At 35.9% G+C, this 13,894-nt stretch carries 14 protein-coding genes; 13 read left to right on the top strand and 1 reads right to left on the bottom strand.

Translation table 11 applies throughout. From position 1 onward, the window contains the following. Positions 1-6 precede the first annotated feature (6 nt). From rfbA to AC5YGD_RS01655, 10 genes are all read left to right on the top strand, one after another. The gene (rfbA, locus tag AC5YGD_RS01700) at positions 7-888 is read left to right on the top strand and encodes a glucose-1-phosphate thymidylyltransferase RfbA (RefSeq protein WP_496142335.1); all 882 of its coding nucleotides are present in this window, start codon (positions 7-9) and stop codon (positions 886-888) included. Beyond that, positions 885-1,439: a dTDP-4-dehydrorhamnose 3,5-epimerase gene (gene rfbC, locus AC5YGD_RS01695; protein ID WP_496141812.1), complete on the top strand. Its 555-nt coding sequence runs from the start codon at positions 885-887 to the stop codon at positions 1,437-1,439. Before rfbA ends, rfbC begins: the two co-directional genes overlap by 4 nt. A 10-nt stretch (positions 1,440-1,449) precedes the next feature. After that, positions 1,450-2,571: an aminotransferase class V-fold PLP-dependent enzyme gene (locus AC5YGD_RS01690; RefSeq protein WP_496141811.1), complete on the top strand. Its 1,122-nt coding sequence runs from the start codon at positions 1,450-1,452 to the stop codon at positions 2,569-2,571. Next, positions 2,568-3,626: a dTDP-glucose 4,6-dehydratase gene (gene rfbB, locus AC5YGD_RS01685; RefSeq protein WP_496141810.1), complete on the top strand. Its 1,059-nt coding sequence runs from the start codon at positions 2,568-2,570 to the stop codon at positions 3,624-3,626. Before AC5YGD_RS01690 ends, rfbB begins: the two co-directional genes overlap by 4 nt. 3 nt (positions 3,627-3,629) lie before the next feature. Further along, positions 3,630-4,214, top strand: a complete 585-nt coding sequence (locus AC5YGD_RS01680) for a methyltransferase domain-containing protein (RefSeq protein WP_496141809.1) — start codon at positions 3,630-3,632, stop codon at positions 4,212-4,214. 116 nt (positions 4,215-4,330) lie between these two features. Then, positions 4,331-5,311, top strand: coding sequence for a glycosyltransferase (locus AC5YGD_RS01675; RefSeq protein WP_496141808.1), 981 nt, complete (start codon positions 4,331-4,333; stop codon positions 5,309-5,311). Continuing rightward, the gene (locus AC5YGD_RS01670; protein WP_496141806.1) at positions 5,301-6,041 is read left to right on the top strand and encodes a hypothetical protein; all 741 of its coding nucleotides are present in this window, start codon (positions 5,301-5,303) and stop codon (positions 6,039-6,041) included. The genes AC5YGD_RS01675 and AC5YGD_RS01670 overlap by 11 nt, the downstream gene beginning before the upstream one ends. Further along, positions 6,042-6,827: a glycosyltransferase family 25 protein gene (locus tag AC5YGD_RS01665; RefSeq protein WP_496141805.1), complete on the top strand. Its 786-nt coding sequence runs from the start codon at positions 6,042-6,044 to the stop codon at positions 6,825-6,827. A gap of 88 nt (positions 6,828-6,915) precedes the next feature. Further along, a complete protein-coding gene (locus AC5YGD_RS01660) occupies positions 6,916-7,779 on the top strand; it encodes a methyltransferase domain-containing protein (RefSeq protein ID WP_496141804.1) in 864 nt (287 codons plus the stop codon). Between the two features lie 18 nt (positions 7,780-7,797). Next, positions 7,798-8,571: a glycosyltransferase family 25 protein gene (locus AC5YGD_RS01655; protein ID WP_496141803.1), complete on the top strand. Its 774-nt coding sequence runs from the start codon at positions 7,798-7,800 to the stop codon at positions 8,569-8,571. Positions 8,572-8,647: 76 nt separating this feature from the next. Here the strand turns inward: AC5YGD_RS01655 and AC5YGD_RS01650 are convergent, their stop codons facing one another. Continuing rightward, complete coding sequence (locus tag AC5YGD_RS01650) at positions 8,648-9,439, bottom strand: FkbM family methyltransferase (protein ID WP_496141802.1); 792 nt, start codon at positions 9,437-9,439, stop codon at positions 8,648-8,650. Between the two features lie 430 nt (positions 9,440-9,869). Here AC5YGD_RS01650 and AC5YGD_RS01645 point away from each other — a divergent pair, with 430 nt between their 5' ends. The 3 genes from AC5YGD_RS01645 to AC5YGD_RS01635 all read left to right on the top strand — a co-directional run bounded on the left by AC5YGD_RS01645 (position 9,870) and on the right by AC5YGD_RS01635 (position 13,818). After that, positions 9,870-11,258 carry a solute carrier family 23 protein gene (locus AC5YGD_RS01645; protein WP_496141801.1) on the top strand — a complete coding sequence of 463 codons (1,389 nt, stop codon included), beginning with the start codon at positions 9,870-9,872 and terminating at the stop codon, positions 11,256-11,258. A 357-nt stretch (positions 11,259-11,615) separates the two neighbouring features. Further along, on the top strand, positions 11,616-12,704 hold the full coding sequence (locus AC5YGD_RS01640; RefSeq protein WP_496141800.1) for a polyamine ABC transporter ATP-binding protein: 1,089 nt from the start codon (positions 11,616-11,618) through the stop codon (positions 12,702-12,704). A 28-nt stretch (positions 12,705-12,732) separates the two neighbouring features. After that, on the top strand, positions 12,733-13,818 hold the full coding sequence (locus AC5YGD_RS01635) for an extracellular solute-binding protein (RefSeq protein ID WP_271558765.1): 1,086 nt from the start codon (positions 12,733-12,735) through the stop codon (positions 13,816-13,818). Positions 13,819-13,894 lie beyond the last annotated feature (76 nt).

Here is a 13,894-nt window from a genome sequence, read left to right as displayed (position 1 = left end):
ACAAAAATGAAAGGAATTATTCTGGCTGGGGGTTCAGGCACTAGGTTATACCCTATTACCAAAACCATCTCAAAACAATTAATGCCCATTTACGATAAGCCGATGATTTATTACCCATTGTCGGTTTTAATGCTGGCTGGCATTCAGGAGGTGCTTATTATCTCTACCCCTGAAGACCTGCCAAGGTTTGAACATCTTCTAGGTGATGGCTCTGACATCGGTATGAAGTTTGAATACATTTTACAACCCTCTCCTGAAGGATTAGCTCAAGCATTTATCTTGGGTAAAGATTTTATTGGTGGTAATGATGCCTGTTTAATCCTAGGAGACAACATTTATTACGGACAAGGTATGACTGATCTGCTAGCTAATGCTGTATCAACTGCCAAAAATCAAAGCATGGCAACCGTGTTTGGTTATCACGTGAATGATCCTGAGCGCTATGGGGTTGTTGATTTTGATGCCACCGGCAAAGCACTTAGCATTGAAGAGAAGCCAAAAAAACCTAAAAGTAACTTCGCAGTAACTGGCCTTTACTTCTATCCTAATGATGTGGTTAAAAAAGTTGTTGAAGTTATGCCATCTGATAGAGGCGAGTTAGAAATTACCACTATTAATCAAATGTATCTGAGTGAAGAGCGCCTAAGTGTTGAGCTTATGGGTAGAGGCTATGCTTGGCTCGATACTGGAACACACGAGAGCCTATTAGAGGCCTCAACCTTTATAGAAATCATTGAGAGGAGACAAGGCTTAAAAGTAGCCTGCATCGAAGAGATTGCCTTTGAAAAAGGCTATATAAATAAAGCACAACTCATTGAATTAGCCAAACCCATAGCTAAGAATCAATACGGTCAATACATACTTAAGCGTGCAGAGGAAGTGATTTGAAGTTCATTCCTCAGTCAATTGCAGATGTAATACTCATTGAACCCACAATGCACGGTGATAGTAGAGGCTACTTTGCAGAAACCTTTAGACAAGATCTTCTTGAAGAAGCTATCGAATATAAGGTTAACTTTGTACAGGACAATGAATCCAAGTCTACTAAAGGTGTTCTAAGAGGGTTACATTATCAATTACCGCCTTATACTCAAGCTAAACTCGTCAGAGTGATTGAGGGGAGCATAATGGATGTAGCGGTTGATATACGTAAATCAAGCCCTACCTTCGGCAAGTACGTATCTGTAGAGCTAACAGCACAGAACAAGTATCAGTTATTTATACCTCACGGCTTTGCGCACGGCTTTATTGTATTAAGTAATAGCGCAACCTTTGCTTATAAAGTTGATAATTACTATGCGCCTAAGCATGAAATGGGCATCTCTTTTGATGATGAGCAGCTGAATATTAATTGGGGTATGCCTAATGAAATATTACAAATTTCAGAAAAAGACCGCCAATTACCTTCGTTAAATATGACAGAAAAAATTTTTAATTAAAAAATATTATATGAAAAATATTCAAGTTTTAAAGCCAAAATACCGAGTTGAAGAATGCTTGTCTGAAATAAAAGAATGTTTAGACATTGGCTGGACAGGTATGGGCTATAAAACTATTGAGTTTGAAGATCGGTGGAAAACTTATACTAGCTTAAATCATGCTCATTTCTTAAACTCCGCTACAGTTGGCTTGCATCTTGCAGTTAAAATATTAAAAGAGAAATATAATTGGCATGACGGTAATGAAGTTATAACTTCACCATTTACTTTTGTTTCTACCAATCATTCAATTCTCTATGAAAACCTAAAGCCTTGTTTTGCGGATATTGATGATTCTCTTAATCTAGACCCACAATCTGTCAAAGATAAAATCAATAAAAATACTAAGGCAATTATCTTCGTTGGTATAGGTGGTAATACTAAAAATCTAATTGAAATTATACAAATTGGCAAAAATAATAATATAAAAGTCATTCTAGATGCCGCCCATATGGCTGGTAGTAAGATTAATGGGCAACATGTTGGTTTTGATGTTGATGTAAGTGTTTTCTCTTTTCAAGCTGTCAAAAACTTGCCAACTGCTGATGGCGGCATGATTTGTTTTAATAACGCGGAAGATGACAAGAAAGCAAGGGAGCTTGCCTGGCTTGGCATTAACAAAGATACTTTTAGTAGGAGTAGTGAAGGATCATATAAATGGGACTATAGCGTCGATCAAGTAGGCTACAAATACCATGGAAACTCAATAATGGCAGCTCTTGGAATAGTTGGGCTAAAGTATTTAGATGAGGATAATCAATATAGAAGAGATTTGGCAAGTCGTTACATAGATAACTTAAAAGGCAAAGTTAATTGTATTGAGCATGAGTCAGGCCAAACATCAAGACATATCTTTCAAGTAGTAGTTGATTGTAGAGAAGAACTGATAGATTATTTGTCTGCTAACAAGATCTTTCCAGGTGTCCACTATCGTCAAAATACTGACTATGAAACTTTCTATTCTGAATCAAAGTTACCAAAATCTGAATATTTTTCTAAAAATATACTGTCTTTACCACTTCACTTAGGCTTGAGTTCTGAAGATATTGATAAAATATCTAAAACTTTACTACAAGGTATAAATTCAAAATGAAGAAGTTTTTAATAACTGGTGGTGCAGGTTTTATTGGATCAGCCTTAATCCGTCATATTATTAATAATACTAATCACCATGTTATTAATGTCGACAAATTAACCTATGCAGGAAACTTAGAATCTTTATCAGATATAGAAGGAAATGAAAGATACTCATTCGAACAAACAGATATTTGTAAAATTGAAGAAATAAAAAAAATATTTGAAAAATATCATCCTGATATAGTTATCCATCTTGCAGCTTCGACTCATGTTGATAAATCAATTGATGCGCCAGATGAGTTTATTCAAACTAATATTTTTGGGACCTACATTTTGCTTGAAGAAGCTAGAAATTACTGGTCTAGATTAAAAAATGGCATTAAAAAAGATAACTTTCGTTTTCACCATGTATCTACTGATGAAGTTTATGGTGATTTAAATCAATCAGATGAACTCTTTACTGAAAAAACATCTTATGCACCTAGCTCCCCTTATTCAGCATCTAAAGCCAGCTCAGATCATCTGGTTCGTGCATGGCATCGAACCTTTAAACTCCCTACACTGATTACCAACTGCTCTAATAATTATGGACCTTTTCAATTTCCTGAAAAGCTCATACCACTTACTATTTTGAATGCACTGGAAGGAAAGCCTATCCCAATATATGGGGATGGAAGACAAATAAGAGATTGGCTTTATGTTGATGACCATGCTAGAGCAATTCTTCTAGTAGCGCTTTCAGGAAGTCCGGGAGAAACTTACAATATTGGTGGTCATAATGCATTGGAGAATATCGATGTTATAAAGACTGTCTGTCAAATATTAGACGAAGTTCAGCCAAGTAAAATTAAAAGTATAGATAAATATGAAAATCTAATTACTTTTGTTAATGATAGGCCAGGACACGATTTAAAATATGCAATTGATGCCTCCAAAATATTTAAGACATTGGGATGGAGTCCTGATGAAAACTTTAATTCTGGCATTTTAAAAACAGTCAAATGGTATCTAAATAATAAAGAATGGTGGGAAAAATTTCAGGACGATAGAATTATAGGAATGGTTGAATAAATTATGCAGCAAACAAGTCATTTAGATATTGGGTGTAACTCAAATCCCAGAAACCCTTTTGATGCCTCCAAACTTTATGGAGTAGACATAATTGATTTAGAAACAAATGATTTCAATTATCATAAATGTAACGTAATATTTGATGCACTCCCCTTTCCTGATTCAAGTTTTGAATCAGTATCAGCATTCGATTTTTTAGAGCACATACCAAGAACAGCCACTATTGACAATACCGGTGTATTTCCATTTATCCATGTAATGAATGAAATTTATAGGGTATTAAAGCCTGGCGGAATATTCTATGCGATTACCCCTGGATACCCAAGAAACGAGGCCTTTGTAGACCCAACCCATGTTAATTTTATAACCAAAAAGACTCACACTTACTTCACCAGTCCAAAGTACAAAGCCCGTATGTATGGCTTTCAAGGGAAATTTAAAATTGTTAGAAAGGTTAAGTGGATAAAATTAACTCAAGAAACTAGAAATGATAGGTGGCTTTTAAAAGCCCTGAAAAATATTTTTTATACTATTTACTTTATTAAAAAATCCCACTTGATTTGGGAGTTTCAAGCAATCAAAAATTAATTAGATCATGATTAATTTACCTACTCCATAAAATATATAAGTTAGTTTACTTTGCCAATAAGTGGGCTTATGGTTTTTGTATAAATACTACCAGTGATTATTTAAGGAAGATTCAGTTGAATAGAATAGATGTATCAATAATTATTGTCAACTACAAGTGCTGGAAGGTTCTAGCTAAATGTATTGAGTCATTTAATACATACAAACCAAACATAAGTTATGAAATTATAGTTGTAGATAATGACTCTCAAGATGGAAAATTTAATACCTTTCAGCTGCAATTTCATGAAATAAAGCTTATTGCCAATAAGGGTAATTATGGTTTTTCTAGTGGCTGTAATCTTGGAGCTGATAATGCTAATGGCAAGTTTTTACTATTCTTAAATCCAGATGTAATTCTTACTAGCAGCCCTGCAATAGATGATATGTTCAGTTTTGCAGTGGCCAACCCTGATGTAGGAATAACTTCATGTAGAACACTCGGTCCAAATGGTAAAAGAGAAAGAGAGGTCGCGTTCCTTAGCCCATGGCTGACAATAAGTTGGCTTCGTGCACTCTATAAATTAGCCTTGTCACGTCAGATAACTAATAAGTTTCCAGACCATAAAAATATTTGGTATCCAGAATGGGTTGCGGGCTCAGTAATTTTAATACAAAAAGATTTTTTCAAGAAAATCGGAAAATGGAGTGAAAATATATTTTGGATGTACTCAGAAGATCCTGATCTATGTCTTAGGGTAACAAAAAATGGAAAAAAAATTGCCCTACTCCGAAATGTTGAACTCAAACATTCACATGGTGGATCATCTAGAAGAAATCCTAAAACCACTGCTATTACGAAATCAGAAGTAGTTACATCTAGTCATGTTTTTATTCATGAACATACTCGAGGTCTTAATAGGTTTGCCTTACATCTACTAATTATGATTAATACTTTAGCATCATGGCTGTTGCGCACAATAATTACTTTTCCTTTCTTTTGGAGGGGCTTTTTTAGAGCAAACCTATTCACTCTTGTTGCAATTATTAAGTATTATTTAAGCGTGATGATTCGACAGACTTGGAAAAGCAAAAGGTTGAAAAAAAATGAGTCGTAGAGACAAAACTAGATTTGAAAGATGGCTCTCATTAAGTAGGCATAAAAGACGTTCTGGGGCAATAGAACTCTCAGAGAAAATATCATCTGACTTTTCCAGACAGAAGCAAATAATCATCGATGGTGATGAAATTCAATACACTCATGGCAGCTCCAATAATTTAGAAGAACATTTTGTTGCACTAAGAGATGAATTTATACATCAAAGCGAGCTTTGCTATACGCATGCAAAAATTATTGTACTTATTAGGCGGGATTTTGAGTCAAAAAAACACTTTGCTATCTTTGAGAATCTCTGGAAAGAAGAAAAAGACTACTTATTAAAACACTTAAACACGCGCTGGCTTATATCTGCAGCCGACACCTTTGCTGATTTTTCAGATGACGACTCTATCAAGAGCCTCTCTGTTGCCTGCTCCTGTCTTCTCAATACGGTCAAGATGCAAGAGTCTGAACGCTTTATCACGAATGCACATAGTTTCATCGATGATAAAGGAAAAATGAACAGATTAGATAATGAAGAGAGAATTTCTCTTTTTGATGGGATATCTGTCTTTAAAGTTGGAACAGACGATACCCTTAGAAATATGAGATGGAGGATCGATAAGGTGGCAAAAATAAATATTGCTGGTACGATACTACTTGAAATATTCCTTCGATTACAGGAGCATGACACCGTATTCAAGCGGCTTAGGGATAGACACAGAAGAAGCAAAACGGGCTGGTGGTAGATGCAAATATTTGTTATTAATCTACCTGATGCCGTTGAGCGTCGTAAGCTTCAAAAAGACCAGCTTACCAAACTAGGACTAGAATATACAATTCTGGATGCTACATCTGTTGAGGATATAAGCGAGGCTACTTATAAAAAACATTATTTTGACTGGCAAAGGCCTCTAAGAAAAACTGAGGTTGCTTGCTACTACTCTCATAGGTCAGCCTGGAATAGGGTAATCAAAAGTCGAATGCCCGCACTCATACTAGAAGATGACGCGATATTGTCGATATTTCTTCCAGAGCTGTTAGGCAGCCTTAATAAAATTAAAAGTACAGACCTGATTAACCTAGAAAATAGAGGTAGAAAAAAATTTGTCTCAAAGTCATATATGAAGATTGAATGCAGTTCAAAATTACGGAGGCTTTACCAAGACAGAACGGGCGCAGCTGGCTATATATTGTGGCCATCAGGGGCGAATAAACTTATTCAACTCGAAAAAAATAGTGGCATTGGACTAGCCGATGCTCATATAACTTCCTGCTATACCCTAAAAGCATATCAAGTTGAGCCGTCCCCTATAATTCAGCTAGACCAATGTAAGGAATATGGCATTTCCAACACCTATTCACAAAAAGTTTCAAAATCTACAGTTAGTAACCCTGATAATTACAGGGGCGGCGCCTACTTTATTTTAAAGAGATTACTCTTCCAACTAAAACTTGCTTTGAGGCAGCTATTCATATTAACTAAATCACAAAGGCGCTATATATCCATTAGAAATAATGATTTTAAAGTCTGATAAAGTATTGAAACATTTTAGATTTGGACCAGCCTTTGCTAGGGTCAATCGCACTCTGCGTAGCCGGCGTAAAGCAATCAATAAGATTATGGCTCTTTATAAAAAGTTCGGCCTAGTGAGTGATGGTTGTAGCCTCTGTAAAAGCAATAATTTCAGCCTTATTAGTGAAGGCGATCGCTATGGATTTGACCTTAAAAAACAGTTCTGTAATGAATGTGGCCTAATCCAAACTTACCCATCAGTCTCAAGAGAGTTTCATGAGGAGTTCTATAGTTATCACTACCGCCCGCTTTACCTTAAAAGTGAAACAGTAGACTATGAGGATGTTATTAAAGAGCAAAGTGATAAGGCAAAAAAATACCTAGATTATTTTCTTAATAACGGACTTTCAGAAAAACTAGCTGACTTATCTATCATTGAAGTAGGCTGCAGTTCAGGTGGAACTATTGACGCACTAAAAACAGCTGCAAAATCAGTGCAGGGTTGTGACCTAGATGTTGAAGCAATTAAATTTGCACAGGGCAACTTAAAACTAGATGTTGAAGTTGGCATGTACCCTTCATCAATCCCCGATGGACCTAAACTATTTATCCTATCTCATATGCTAGAGCACGTATTTAATCCACTTAAAACTCTTAAAGAGATAAGATTATTAATGAATACTGGTGACTATCTTTTTATTGCGGTCCCAGGAATTAATGGTGTAGCCAAGGGGGATTACAAAAACGATCTAAGGAGATACTTTCATATAGCTCACGTGACCGATTTCTCCAGTAGCACCCTAGTGAATGTGGCTAATTATGCAGGATTCAAAGTAACCAATATAGACCAGGAAATTAATGGCCTATTTGTCGCTGATGAAGTGTCAAATTGGAGAAAAAACAAGCAAGATTCAATTGACAACATTTTATCTATTGAAAAGACATACAAGGGAATCTTCCCACACTTGTAACATGCCTAAGGCACTAGAATGAAAATTATTATATATATCATGAACCCAGACAAAAATTTCGAAAGAAGAAAAGTGCTGACTAAACTCCTAGGAAAAACGCCATTTCAATTTCAATTTATGTCTATTAATGACGATATTGAGTTAACACCTACAGCAATTGCGAATAATCACGATTCAAAAAGAGCGATAGATGCTTTGGGAAGAGATCTAACTCGAGGAGAGTTAGCAAGTACATTAAATCACATGCTTTGTTATGAAAAGTTTTTAGACTCTGAAAATGATATTGCAATTATTTTGGAAGATGATGCTGATTTTATTATTGATGAATTTAATCGTGTCATCAATCTAATTACAAAAATAATTGATAGAAATAAACCCCAAGTATATTTATTAACCCCAGTAATTTCATACTTAAATAAAAATTTAATAAATTTGAATGCTGACTATAAAGTTGTGCAAGTCGTTCAATCTTGGGATAGTTCGGGCTATATTATTAACCGAAAAACGGCCAAAAAATTGATTGATGCAAACTCTAGAGCATGGTTTATTGCTGATGATTGGGTAAGATATAAAAGACATGCAAACGTTGATATTTTTAGTGTCATTCCAACAATAATCAGGCAAAATTTAAACGTATTTGAATCAAATTTGATGGGTGCTAGAAATAAAGCAATCAAGAATAGAAGCTTAAAGTATGTATTCTCTAGGCTGTGTTATAAAATTATTGCTGACGTTAAAAAGTATTGCTGGTTAATTCCATTTAAGGGTTACGTTAGGAATAAAGATGTGTAAAAAAATTGCTTGGGAACGAAGCCAACTTAAGGCGTTTAAATAATTTTACTCCACCATTATTTAGAATTTAACAAGACTAACTCCACCAACATTTTGGTAAATGCCTAGGTGGGCGATGAGGCGCACACTTTTCATCTAATGCATGTGGAAACTGTAATTTTTCGTCATTTAACTCAACCCGATCATTTCGCAAGAAAGTAAATTCAAGTAACTCTGGAATATCAATTGAGTTTTTATTAATAATTGGACGTGAGTTATTTGGGTGAATATGGACCACAGTAAAGTCACTACTAAGCTTATCAAATACTGCCTCAACCATCTTAAAAGCATTTTTGTTAAAAATCATATCAAGTGAGTGAAATTCTATCGCCATGATTCGAAATTTTTTGAATACTTCTCGAGGTGTATCAATAATTACCTCATATTCTGCCCCCTCAATGTCCATTTGCAAAATAAGATCTGAATTATCATTGGTATTGCTCTTAACCCAATCCTCAAGCCTTATAAACTTTTCATCATTTTTATTACCTAAGAATTTTTTATCAAAATGAAATAATTTATTTGCAACGGGTGGTTTATCAACAGAAAAATCAGCCATAAATGACTTTATACTATATTTCTCAGCCAGCTCTTCTTCAAATGTAGACGTAACATCAACTCCTGGAGAGAAGCATGCACTAATATGAGAAAGATCATCAGGTAATAAATACCCTCCATCTCCATTACCACCAATACGAATGAGTTTTTTTCCTACTGATTTAGGTCGAAATTTTTTAATAAAACGCTCAAGATCTTTTACATCTGTAGCCCCAGTAATAGACTTTCCCGAGCTTAGAAGTAACTGCCTTACTAAATCCCTTAGATTCATTATATTACCATTCTCTAAATTAAAACTAGCTACTAAAAATTGAGCATATTTTTTTTGATTAAGCTCAAATAATATTTAATCAAAAGGTGTAATTTCCTTTAATACAAATGTTACTACAATATGTATTTTATTTTGATTATTCATAAATTAATTTTTTAATGCTCTTCAAAATATAGGCAACCATTTAAATGAGCCATTTTAACAAGGCTTCAATTCTGTCCTCCAAATGTTTGATCTTAAAAAAATTTCTTCATACTTAGTTATTTTAAGAAGATTCTTTTTTTGTAGATCAAATTTAACTATAAAAAATATTATTTAATGGTAATATGCTATTTGTTAAGAATTGTTGTTGACAATTAAAATATCTTTAATATGACTTCATAAAGTAGGATAAATATAAATAGTATTAATCAATAAAAGGAGAATGGATATGAGCGATAGAGAGACTCAAGATTCAGAATTAATTTACGAGCTAGAAGCGAATCCGCCAACCGCTGAAAAATTCTTTGCAGCACTGCAACACGTGCTCGCAAGCTTTGTAGGCGTAATAACCCCAACCTTAATCATTGGTGGCGCACTTGGACTAGGTGAACAGATACCTTATCTTATAAGTATGGCACTTATGGTTTCAGGTGTTGGAACAATTATTCAAGCAAAAAAACCAATGAATATTGGTGCTGGAATGATCTGCGTTCAAGGAACAAGTTTTGCGTTTCTTAGCTCTGTTCTTGCGGCTGGCTTTCTTGCGAAAGCTCAAGGCGGCGGGCCAGATGAAATTCTTGCCATGATAATGGGTGTGTGTTTCTTAGGAGCATTTATAGAGATTGGCTTAAGTCAGTTTTTACCACAACTAAGAAAACTGATCACTCCGATTGTAACGGGTACTGTAATTACTATTATTGGCATTAGCCTTATTAAGGTTGGTTTAACGGATCTTGGTGGTGGACAGTGGTTGCTAGATAATAAGCCACAGTTTTGGGGTTCTTTAACTAATATAGCTCTCGGATTCATAGTGATGATTTCAATCATTATATTGAATCGCTCTAACAATCAGTGGATACGTTTATCATCGATCGTTATTGGACTAGTTATAGGATTTGTTGTAGCAGCAGTTTTGGGTAAGATTAGTTTCAGCTCATTGTTCGCAGTTCAACAAGTTATAAGCATACCTATACCTTTTAAGTATGGCTTTGATTTTGATATTATTGCCTTTATACCTATTGCGTTAATTTACATAATTACCACAATAGAATCTTCTGGCGATATTACTGCTAACTGCATGATATCAAAACAAGAGATCAAGGGCGAAGGTTACTTAACTCGAATCAAAAACGGTGTTCTTGGTGATGGCGTTAATTCAGCAATTGCTGCTGCTTTTAATACGTTCCCTAATACAACGTTTAGCCAAAACAATGGCGTAATTCAGTTAACTGGTATTGCAAGTAGGCATGTAGGAGTTTGGATTGGAATAATTCTTGTTATTATGGGCCTATTCCCTCATGTAGGATCAATCCTTAGAGCGCTGCCAGCTTCTGTTTTAGGTGGCGCTACAATCGTAATGTTCGGAACTGTTGCGGTAGCAGGAATCAAGATCCTTTCAACAGTAAATATGAATCGTCGTAATATGCTTATATTAGCTGTATCTTTTGGTATGGGTCTAGGTGTTTTACTAGTCCCTCAGTTTGCAGGAGCTCTAGCAAGTAATATAGGCGGTACATTTGGAAAGCTTATGGGAAGTATTTTTAGTTCAGCAATCACCACTGGTGGTATAACTGTTCTTATTATGACTGCTCTTATGGGCGAAAAAGTAGAAGACTAGTATAGTTTTCTTAATAAAAAAAAGGCAGCTTAAGCTGCCTTTTTTGTATGGCTGCAATCAAACTTATTAATACATTTAATTAGACCTCTTTTGACACTTTAATATAACTGAATAAGTAGAATTCATAATGTAATTTGTAACAATATTAGAAACACTCACTTAATTATGTATGGTATATTTCGTTTTGTTATATAAAATTTTATTGAATTAAGCTCAATTTAAGCTTTATACAAAGCCTTCAATAGGCAGTTTGTATAAAACCTAAAAGTTTAATATAATGTAATTATTTAGTAACTAAAACAGACGGTTAAAAACCGCCTTTTGGTGTTTATTTTTGTTTAAAAAAAGTGTTTATCTATGAGTAATAAAGAACCGCTAGTAAAGTTTGAAAATGTGCAAAAAAGTTATGATGGTGAAATACTTGTTGTTAAAGACTTCAATTTAGACGTTGCGCCAGGCGAGTTTGTCACAATGCTTGGGCCATCTGGCTCTGGAAAAACGACCTGCCTAATGATGCTAGCAGGATTTGAGCCAACAACTAATGGCACAATCTATTTAAAAGGAAAGCCAATTAACAATGTACCTCCTCACAAACGAGGCATTGGTATGGTATTTCAAAACTATGCCCTCTTCCCGCACATGACGGTTGCTGAAAATTTATCATTCCCTCTTGAAGTTCGCAAATTTGGCAAAGCTGAAAGAGAAGCCAAAGTTAACCGTGCTCTGGATATGGTTCAGCTCGGTGAATTTGGCCAAAGACGCCCAATGCAATTATCGGGTGGTCAGCAGCAGCGCGTTGCTGTAGCAAGATCACTTGTTTTTGACCCTGATTTAGTTTTAATGGATGAACCCTTAGGTGCACTTGATAAAAACTTAAGAGAGCAAATGCAGTATGAAATCAAACACCTTCATGAAAGCCTTGGATTAACAGTGGTCTACGTAACGCATGACCAAACTGAAGCGCTAACAATGTCGAACCGAATTGCAGTTTTTAATGATGGTGTGGTTCTTCAGTGCTCTTCACCAGAAGATCTTTATGAAAAGCCTGAAAACTCATTCGTTGCAAACTTCATTGGTGAAAATAATCGCCTTATGGGAACTGTCGAGGCCATTAAAGGTAATATAGCCACAGTAAAAACAGACTCTGGAGATATCGTTGTTGCCACCAAGGTTAATGTTGGCAAGGTTGGTGATCGCGCCACATTATCATTAAGACCAGAGCGCATTATGGTTGCACCAAAGAAAGGAAAAACGCCAAACACATATTCAGCCAAGGTAGAAGAACTTATCTATCATGGCGACCATATTCGCACACGCTTTAGTGTGTGTGGACACGACGATTTTATCGTCAAAATTCCTAATTCAATCGATAATGTTGACCTCAAAAAAGGTAAACAAGTTGATATTGGTTGGATGTCGGAAGATTGTCTTGCTTTAGATGGTTAGAGCTTAGACTTAACTTTAGGAGAAATATATGAAAAATGTAATAACAAAAACTCTGGTTGCCGGTGCTATTTCAACAGCGATGTTGGCTGGTGCAGTCCAAGCAGAAGTAACTTTTGTTTCTTGGGGTGGTGGCTACTCAGCTTCACAACAAAAAGCTTACGTTGACACTTACTCAAGTGGAGATGTAAATATGATTAGTTACAATGGTGGATTGGGTGAGGTTCGTGCTCAAGTTGAATCTGGCAGTGTTCAGTGGGATATCGTAGACGTACTTGCATCGGATGCTCGTATTGGTTGTGATGAGGGTCTTTTCGAAGAGCTAGATCGCAGCATGTTCCTACCTTCACCAACTGGCGTTGCAATGGATGATGATACTATGGTGCCTGTTCCAAATGATTGCGTAGTTCCGCAAATTTGGTGGTCGTACGTACCTTTCCACAAGGCTGACACCTTCTCAGGTGAACAACCATCAACTATACAAGACTTCTTTGACGTAGAAAAATTCCCAGGAAAGCGTGGTATTCACACTTGGGCTTCTGCAATAACAGAGATGGCATTGTATGCTGACGGTGTTGCTATTGATGATATCTATGATGTATTAGGCACTCAAGCAGGACAAGATCGTGCTTTTGCTAAACTTGACACAATCAAAGATCACGTAGTATTTTGGTCTTCAGGTGCTAAACCACTTGATCTAGTTAATTCTGGTGAGGTTTCTATGTCACTAGCGTATAACGGCCGTATCGGTGGTGCTGTTCTTAATGACGGCGCTGACTATGTTACTGTATGGGATGGACAAGTACTTGAAGAGGAATGGTTAGTTCTTCTTAAAGGTGCTCCAAACCGTGCTGCAGCTATGCACTTCTTAGTTCATGCTTCTAGCTCTCAGGCGCAAGCAGATCAAGCTAAATGGATCAACTATGGTCCTATGCGCACATCTGGTCTTGATATTATGCAAGCGGGTGAGCCATGGTTCAATACTGGTGTAGCAATCATGGAGCATATGCCTAATACTGATGAGCATATGGCAGGTGGCATTATGGCCAATCCTGATTTCTGGGCAGATAGTGGTCAAGCAATAAATGATCGTTATGCAGCTTGGATGGCTCAATAAGTAGCTAACCTAAAACGAGCTTATTTATTTAACCTCGTTTAATAAAACAGGTCGGTTCTTATAACGACCTGTTTTT

Source organism: Candidatus Pseudothioglobus sp. uisw_070 (assembly GCF_059512545.2).
This window is presented reverse-complemented; position numbering and strand designations above follow the sequence as displayed.

Bases quoted from the DNA above. Each gene is read 5' to 3' on its own strand.
- AC5YGD_RS01665 (WP_496141805.1), top strand. From the start codon at position 6,042: ATGCAAATATTTGTTATTAATCTACCTGATGCCGTTGAGCGTCGTAAG.
- AC5YGD_RS01645 (WP_496141801.1), top strand. From the start codon at position 9,870: ATGAGCGATAGAGAGACTCAAGATTCAGAATTAATTTACGAGCTAGAA.
- AC5YGD_RS01690 (WP_496141811.1), top strand. From the start codon at position 1,450: ATGAAAAATATTCAAGTTTTAAAGCCAAAATACCGAGTTGAAGAATGC.
- AC5YGD_RS01655 (WP_496141803.1), top strand. From the start codon at position 7,798: ATGAAAATTATTATATATATCATGAACCCAGACAAAAATTTCGAAAGA.
- AC5YGD_RS01635 (WP_271558765.1), top strand. From the start codon at position 12,733: ATGAAAAATGTAATAACAAAAACTCTGGTTGCCGGTGCTATTTCAACA.
- AC5YGD_RS01650 (WP_496141802.1), bottom strand. From the start codon at position 9,439: ATGAATCTAAGGGATTTAGTAAGGCAGTTACTTCTAAGCTCGGGAAAG.
- AC5YGD_RS01680 (WP_496141809.1), top strand. From the start codon at position 3,630: ATGCAGCAAACAAGTCATTTAGATATTGGGTGTAACTCAAATCCCAGA.
- AC5YGD_RS01670 (WP_496141806.1), top strand. From the start codon at position 5,301: ATGAGTCGTAGAGACAAAACTAGATTTGAAAGATGGCTCTCATTAAGT.
- AC5YGD_RS01640 (WP_496141800.1), top strand. From the start codon at position 11,616: ATGAGTAATAAAGAACCGCTAGTAAAGTTTGAAAATGTGCAAAAAAGT.
- AC5YGD_RS01660 (WP_496141804.1), top strand. From the start codon at position 6,916: ATGGCTCTTTATAAAAAGTTCGGCCTAGTGAGTGATGGTTGTAGCCTC.
- rfbB (WP_496141810.1), top strand. From the start codon at position 2,568: ATGAAGAAGTTTTTAATAACTGGTGGTGCAGGTTTTATTGGATCAGCC.
- rfbA (WP_496142335.1), top strand. From the start codon at position 7: ATGAAAGGAATTATTCTGGCTGGGGGTTCAGGCACTAGGTTATACCCT.